The following is a 7,788-nucleotide window of genomic DNA, read 5'->3' on the forward strand; positions in this document are numbered from 1 at the left end:
ACAAGAAAGGCCGAACCGCTCTTGGTCTGGTCGCCCAATCCCTGCAGGGCCAAGGAGAACTGTGTGGGATAGATAATAGACATGAAGAACGACACGGCAAGCATGGCATAAATGCCTACATGTCCGCCAAAAGCGCAGATAACGCCACACAGGATTATCAGCAAGATTGAATATACCATAAGCATGTGCGACGGCTTAAACTTTATCATCAGCGCCGTGCCCACCCAGCGGCCTACCAGAAACGCCAGCATGTAGAAGCCGAAGAACGTTGTGGCTGTGGCCTCATCAAGTCCGGCATACACACAGCAGTAAACGAGGAAGAGGCTGTTGATGGCCGTCTGTCCGCCGTTATAGAAGAACTGTGCGATGACGCCCCAGCGCAGGTGTGAATGTCTAAGCACGGAGAAGTCGATAAGCTTGCCTTCGCCGCGGGCCTCGCCCGACTTGCTTTCATCTGCTATTTTAGGAAATTTCGTAAACACGAATATCAGCGCCACGACAATCAGCAGCGTGCCCAGAAGCAAATACGGCAGACGCATCGATTCGGTCTCATGCTGAATGTAGGCCTCCCAGCCGCCTTCATAGCTCAGGGGCAATGTCTCACGCGTGTAATTATTGCCGCTCAGCACCAGCTTGCTCAAGAACATGGCTGAGATAAACGCGCCAAGACCGTTGAACGACTGGGCCAGGTTAAGACGCCTTATTGACGTCTCCGGCTTGCCCAATACTGTTACATAAGGATTGGCAGCCGTCTCAAGGAAGCACATGCCCGTGGCTATAATGAAGAAGACACACAGATAAACCCAGTATGACTTGATCATAGCAGCCGGGAAGAACAGGAAGCCGCCCAGCGAGGCAAGGCACAAGCCAAAGATGATGCCGGCCTTGTAGCTGTAACGCTTCATGAACATGGCTATTGGTATAGGGAAGATAAAGTAGGCCAGCCAATAAGCCGTCTCTGTAAACGAAGCCTCAAAAGTGTTGAGCTCGCAGGTCTTCATCAGCTGCCTTATCATCGTCGGCAGCAGATTGCTGCTTATCGCCCATAGAAAAAACAGGCAGAATATCAGCGACAAAGGCACTATATAGCTATTTTTTTTCATAACGACATCATATTATTTACTCCGACATATTCTTTACGTATGGCAGATCAGGCAGGTTGTTGAAGCCATAGAACTTTTCAGCATTCTCGCCGAGGAACAGTCTTTTTTCCCTGTCTGTCAGGTCATTGGTCTTCAGGATAAAGTCATAAGACATCTTATAGGTTATGGCCGTTATGGTGCGCGGATAGTCTGATCCCCACATCAGCTTGTCGGCACCAACCATGTCTATGGCCTCCCTGATAGCCCTGACGGCTCCGTTAAAGGGATAGAACTCTTTGTTGAACAGCCATGTTATGCCGCCCGACTCTATCATCACGTTGTCGTTAAGGGCGAGTTTTATCTGGTCTTCCCAGCCCGGGGCGGTAACCATGCCGAAATGTCCTATAGCAATCTTCAGGCGCGGACACTCCTCTATCACCTCCTTGATTTCGCCGTTCTGCAAGTTGTTTTCAGCCAGACACAACGACAGGATGACGCCCTTGTCCTCCATCAGATGAAACATCTTCATCATTTCGGGAGAATTCAGGTTTACTCTTCCGTCGCTCAATATCAGCCTGTGGCCAGGTATGGCAATACCCTTGAAGCCGCTATCGATAAGCGAAGCTGCCGTGTCATAGAATCCGGGCTTGAAGTAATCGCACATGCCGAACACAAAGAAGCGTTCGGGATAGTCGCTCTTCACCTTTGCCAGATAGTCGTTCTGTATGCCGTCGATAAACTCCTGCACGACAACAGCTCCGCCCACCTGTGCGTAGTTCATGTTAGAGAGGAACACCTCGGCGCTGTTTACGCCGTCTATCATAAACGGCGGAACCATCTGCACCTCTTCCGTAAGAAAGAACGACCGGCCATTCGTCAATGTCCTGACCGGCATTCCGTTCCAAGAAGTATCCTGGCGCAGCCACAAATGTGAATGCGCATCAATAATTTTATAGTCCATTCTGCCCTGCAATATTATGTGTTAGCCCAGCGCACACGCATCTGGTCGCCAATTATCTTCTGTACTTCCTCAACCAAGCTGCTGTCCATCGGCGAATTTACATAGTCGATGTTCTTCAGCACATTCTGAGGATTAGCCGAGCTGAACAGCGTGGTGGCAATGCGCGGATTGCTTGTAGAATACTGCACGGCGAGCTTTTCTATCGGATAACCGTGTTCTGTGCAGTAGTCAGAAGCACGCATGCAAGCCTCCTTAAGAGCCACCGGAGCCGGATGCCATGCCGGTGCGCCGCGCTGCGACAACAGTCCCATCGAGAACGGCGAAGCATTTATTATGCCCACATTGTTTGCCTCAAAGAAGTCGAGATAGTCGAGCAGCATCTCGTCGTTGAGACTGTAATGGCAGAAACACAACACAGACTCAACTGTTCCGGCCGGAACATGTTCTATCACCCATTTAAGGTTTTCGGGCTGCAGGTCGGTGATGCCCACATGCTTCACCACTCCTTCCTCGCGGAGCTTCACCAGTGCGGGCAGAGTCTCGTTGACAACCTGATTGAGGTCGGCAAACTCAACATCATGAACATTAATCAAGTCGATGTAGTCAATGTTGAGGCGCTCCATGCTCTCGTAGACACTGTCGGTTACGCGCTTGGCAGAATAGTCCCAGGTGTTGACGCCGTTCTCACCGTAGCGTCCCACCTTTGTCGAAAGATAATATCTGTCGCGCTGTATTTCCTTCAAGGCTTTTCCCAATACCATCTCGGCCTTGTAATGACCGTAATATGGAGATACGTCTATAAAGTTAATTCCGTTGTCAACTGCCGTATGGACTGCTTTTATGCCCTCTGACTCGCGTATGTCATGAAAGACGCCGCCTAAAGAAGAGGCGCCAAAGCTGAGATTAGACACACGCATTCCTGTTTTTCCTAATTCATTGTAGATCATAGTAGAAATATTTATATCTTACGATATGACGCAAGGCAATGGAAAATGTCATATTAAAATTGTTTAAATTATTATGTCTTTCTTCACTCAACCTGCCAAATCATGCCTTTTTAAGCACTTTCAGCCACCGCATCACAGGCATGGCCACACCTTATATATACACGAATAAAGCCATAATACGCATGTCAATGCTTACATTTTTGACAAAAATTATAGGTTGTATCCATAGATTTTCAAGAAAAAGAACGTATATTTGCACATCGCTTGTGAGCGAAAACCGCATGGCGCGGATTATCTCTCCGCAGACAGGCTTCCATCAGGAATACTTTACTAAACACATCGTCATGTTCGAAAAATGAACATCCGGATTAAGAATCATGGTTACATACGCTGAAAGGCAAGAAAATATCATCCGTCAAAAATCCGAGTTTTAATATCAAATCACGAAGTGGTCATTATGTTCAATTTTGTAAATTTGCGCAGTCAAAATAATCAAAATATGAAAAGTATACTTGACGGACGTCCCGCATTGAAGAAAGAAATTGACAAAGTGGCTGAAGTAGCCGGTTATCTTTGGCAGAAGGGATGGGCTGAAAGAAACGGAGGAAACATTACAATAAACATCACAGAGCTGGTTGACGACGAAATAAGACAGATGCCGGCCATAAGTGAAGTGAAGCAAATAGGAGTAACGCTGCCTCATCTTAAAGGCACATACTTCTTCTGTAAAGGAACAAACCGCAGAATGCGCGACTTGGCCCGCTGGCCAATGGAGAACGGAAGCGTAATCCGTATACTTGACGACTGCGCAAGCTATGTGATCATAGCCGACAACGTGGTTAATCCTACGAGCGAGCTGCCTTCGCATCTCATGGTGCACGACCATCTGATTGAGAAAGGCTCTCCTTACCGCGCATCGCTGCACACTCACCCGATTGAGCTTGTTGCAATGACACACATACGCAAGTTCTTGGGCAAAGACGTGCTAACGAAGCTGCTTTGGAGCATGATTCCGGAGACAAAGGCTTTCTGTCCGCGCGGATTGGGCATCATTCCTTATCAGTTGCCCAGCAGCGTTGAGCTTGCAGAAGAAACTGTAAGACAGCTTGACGACTACGACGTGGCAATGTGGGAGAAGCACGGAGTGTTTGCCATCGACAACGACATCATGCAGGCATTCGATCAGGTTGACGTGCTGAACAAGAGCGCCCTGATATACATCGCTGCCAAGAACATGGGCGAAGAGCCTGAAGGCATGAGCGACGAGCAGATGGCTGAAATGTCTAAGGCATTTAACTTGCCTAAATAAAGTTTGAATAAAAATCTTATCATTCTCAGATAATATTAGTTTAAGAGTCTATTTAGACGGCGGAATCCTGATGCTGTGAAGCATTGGGATTCTGTTATTTTATGGGGTTTCAATATCAGGCAGGACCATATTTGCGGCTGAATAGACATGCTGACACACCATAAAATTAAACCCCAATCGGCATCAAGCCGCCATAGCTTTATCTATTTTTGGCATTCATACTTTCAGCCCGTCTTTATGTTCACTTTTTCTTGACATAGCCTGCCATTCCTGCGAAAAATCTAACTAAAATCCACTCAATATAAAGCAAAAATACAGACTGAAAACTAATAACGATTTGGATTGAAACCATAGACCAACAGGACGTAGCTACATAAAAGCTTATGTTACGGCTGATTTTACAGAGACGATTATTCACACCTCATGACGGCAGACTTATCCTGAAACAGCAAGATTTGTAAAAGACGGCATTCTGCCCTGTAAAAGGTGGCTTTTTACAGGCTGATATGCGGCTTTTTACATTGCGAAAAGCCACATATTGCATGCCATGAAACAGCACTGATAAATACAAGAAGTTTTTTAAGCCAAATCAGACCACTTGCGTTATACAGCCAAACAATATATTTTTTCAGAAAAAACTCGTCACTCATCACATCTGCACGCAACCCTCTGACAGACAGAGACATAACGTGTGACGAGTTGAATAAGCAAAACGTCACCAAACATCACGCCCAAGCAAGGCAGGTGATATATGGTGACGTTTTACAGCTGCAACTCATCACGCCACAAGTCAGTAAAAATCAACAAGTTACACGCTGATGTGACGAGTGATGAGTTTTCAGGAAAAACTTTTTTACCTTATTTGCGTCATTCGCCCGACTCACTTCAACAGCTGGGGAAGGAACGAAGACACAACAAGTATGATAATGCCGGCCACGAGCACGGCGATGGTCTTCTGCGAACAGCCTTTCCACTCTTTCAGTATTATTCCCCATACATTGCTGAAGGTTACGTTGAGGGCCATCAGTATGCACCATGAGAATGTGAGCAGCACGGGCGAATCGGTCAGGAATCCCTTGCCAAGGCTAAGACCGAAGAACTGGCTGTACCACAGCAGTCCGGCAAGGGCGCAAAACACGATGTTGTTAAGATAAAGGCTTGTCTGCGAATAGTCGCCCCATGTGCGGTTCTTGCCGTTCTGGTAGAAACAGTATACCGCATTGGTGACAAAGCCGCCCAGCGTAACGAGGAACGTTGCGGGCAGCGTGCGGAACATCGGGTCGGTGGCGTCGCCGAAGTTGAGATGCTCGCCAAAGCCGAGACCTATGCTGAAGCATGCGCTCATAAATCCTGCAAGCAGCGCAACGATGATACCCTTGGTGAAGTTGAAGTCCTTAACGGCCTTCTTCTTCTCTTCGTCACTGAGCGACTGCGACTTCATGTTGCCTGCCACGCCAATAACGCCAATACCTATCAGCGTAACCACCACGCCTACGATAACGGGCATCGTAAGGTCTTGTGTGTTGCCGGTAAATATGGGGGTGAGTATGGTTCCGAGTCCGGCGCATGTGCCGAGAGCAATGCTCTGTCCGAGAGCCACTCCGAGATAGCGCATAGAAAGGCCGAACGTAAGGCCGCCGATGCCCCACAGTACGCCAAAGAACATTGTCCACAAAGCCGCCACGGGGTCTGCCATATACACTTCAGCGAGACTGTGGCCTGAAGGCACTGCCAGCAAGGCGCCGAGCAGCGGGAACACGAGCCACGCAAAGACACCCTGCACAAGCCAATAAGACTCCCAGCTCCATTTCTTTATTTTGTTGATGGGCACATAACAGCTCGACTGGCAGAATGCGCCCACAGCTATTATTATCAGTCCTATTATTATTTCCATCAGAAGAAACTGAAAAGATTATAAACTATGGATTATTAATTAAAAAAGAGTTGAGAAATATTTCTCGATTCTCAACTCTTTTCATTTGTCTTTCTGTCTACTATATTAACCTCTTTTTGATGTTACGTCTTTTTCATACTGCTCTACGTCGGCAATGAAAGCCTGACCAACAGGCACATTGTTGCGCAGACAGAACTCGTCGTAAACAGCGTTCCACGGAAGAGCCTTAGCCTCCTCGAGCAGAGCCAGACGCTCAAAGCCCTTGCCCTCGTCTTCGTACTTGCGCAGTGTTGCCAGCGGCTCGAGCAGAGCGCGCAGCATGCACTTCTGTGCGGCACGGCTACCAACGACATAAGCACCTATGCGGTTGATTGAAGCGTCGAAGTAGTCGAGGCCATAGTGTACGCGGTCGAGAGCACCTGCACGTACAATCTCGCTGAAGAGGTCGAGTGTCGGGTCGTCCATGATTGTAACGTGGTCTGAGTCCCAGCGGATCGGACGGCTTACATGCAGCATCAGCTCAGGCACATAGAGCAGCATGGCCGAAACCTTGTCGGCAACGCTCTCTGTAGGATGGAAGTGGCCTGTGTCGAGTGTTATCATCTTGTTGTTCTGCGCAGCGTAAGATGTGTAGAAGTCGTTTGAGCCTACAGTATAGCTTTCAAGACCTATACCGAACACCTTGCTCTCTATGCAGTCCTTCATGTTGTCATATTTTGTTGCGAAGATCTGGTCGAGAGAGTCTTTAAGCAGTTCGCGGTATTTCAGCTTGTTCACTGTCATGTCCTTGCTTCCGTCATGCACCCAGAGGTTCATGATACAAGGATCGCCCTGCGCCTTACCCATTTCCTCGGCAATGGCACGGCAACGCTTTGTGTGCTCAATCCAGAAGTTGCGTATGCCTTCGTCAGGATTTGCCAGAGAAAGGTTGCCGCTCTTTGGGTGAGAGAATGAAGTAGAGTTGAAGTCGAGCTTCATGTTGTTCTCCTTACCCCACTCTATCCAGCTTGCAAAGTGCTTAGGCTCAACCTGGTCGCGGTCGACAGCCTCGCCCTTGAAGTCGCCGTATATTTCATGAAGGTTCAGACGGTGAGTTCCGGGGATGAGCGACTTAGCCTTTATTATGTCAGCTCTCACTTCGTCTATGTTGCGTGCGCGTCCGGGATAGTTACCGGTTGTAGCGATACCGCCGCTCAGCGAACCTGTAAGGTTCTCGAATCCGATAACGTCATCTGTCTGCCAGCAATGCAGGCTGAGATGAAAGTCCTGCATCTGATTCAACACCTTCTCTGTATCAACGCCAAGCTCGGCATAGCGCTCTTTGGCTATCTCGTAAGCCTTATTTATCATTTCTTCTTTCATAAGTTATAAGTTTTATAATTTTTTGGTTTATTCGTTTTATTATTTATTTTCTTTTGACTCTACCACCTTCAGGTATTTCTCGTAAGCAGCATCCCACTCTGCCTTGTCCTTAGGCTCGAAGCGCTTCATGCTCACGCTGTCGGCTATGATGCGGCGCATGTCGAAGATATCCGCAACGGCTCCGGCAGCCTTAGCCTGGAGCATGATGTTGCCAAGAGCGGTGCATTCCTGCG

The 7,788-nt window shown here is 48.0% G+C and carries 6 protein-coding genes and 1 pseudogene; 1 reads left to right on the forward strand and 6 read right to left on the reverse strand.

The annotated features are described in order from the left end of the window. From fucP to QVO66_RS01730, 3 genes are all read right to left on the reverse strand, one after another. Positions 1 to 1,103 (reverse strand): L-fucose:H+ symporter permease (gene fucP / locus QVO66_RS01720; RefSeq protein ID WP_288172436.1); only part of this gene is annotated, 1,103 nt, incomplete at its 3' end. 16 nt (positions 1,104 to 1,119) lie between these two features. Beyond that, a complete protein-coding gene (locus tag QVO66_RS01725) occupies positions 1,120 to 2,043 on the reverse strand; it encodes an amidohydrolase family protein (RefSeq protein WP_021853653.1) in 924 nt (307 codons plus the stop codon). Between the two features lie 14 nt (positions 2,044 to 2,057). Further along, positions 2,058 to 2,990 carry an aldo/keto reductase gene (locus QVO66_RS01730; protein ID WP_021853654.1) on the reverse strand — a complete coding sequence of 311 codons (933 nt, stop codon included), beginning with the start codon at positions 2,988 to 2,990 and terminating at the stop codon, positions 2,058 to 2,060. Positions 2,991 to 3,489: 499 nt separating this feature from the next. Between QVO66_RS01730 and rhaD the strand changes: the two genes are divergently transcribed. Next, the gene (gene rhaD / locus QVO66_RS01735) at positions 3,490 to 4,299 is read left to right on the forward strand and encodes a rhamnulose-1-phosphate aldolase (protein WP_021853656.1); all 810 of its coding nucleotides are present in this window, start codon (positions 3,490 to 3,492) and stop codon (positions 4,297 to 4,299) included. A gap of 880 nt (positions 4,300 to 5,179) precedes the next feature. On the opposite strand, the gene rhaT is transcribed toward rhaD, so the two are convergent. The 3 genes and pseudogenes from rhaT to QVO66_RS01750 all read right to left on the reverse strand — a co-directional run. Next, on the reverse strand, positions 5,180 to 6,193 hold the full coding sequence (gene rhaT, locus QVO66_RS01740; RefSeq protein WP_021853657.1) for an L-rhamnose/proton symporter RhaT: 1,014 nt from the start codon (positions 6,191 to 6,193) through the stop codon (positions 5,180 to 5,182). Between the two features lie 105 nt (positions 6,194 to 6,298). Beyond that, entirely contained in the window at positions 6,299 to 7,555 is a 1,257-nt protein-coding gene (locus QVO66_RS01745) for an L-rhamnose isomerase (protein WP_021853658.1), read from the reverse strand. Between the two features lie 39 nt (positions 7,556 to 7,594). Further along, positions 7,595 to 7,788 (reverse strand): annotated as a pseudogene (locus QVO66_RS01750) (rhamnulokinase); the annotation flags it as partial.

The sequence above is a fragment of the Prevotella sp. CAG:255 genome (assembly GCF_000431195.1).
GTDB classification, from domain to species: domain Bacteria; phylum Bacteroidota; class Bacteroidia; order Bacteroidales; family Bacteroidaceae; genus Prevotella; species Prevotella rara.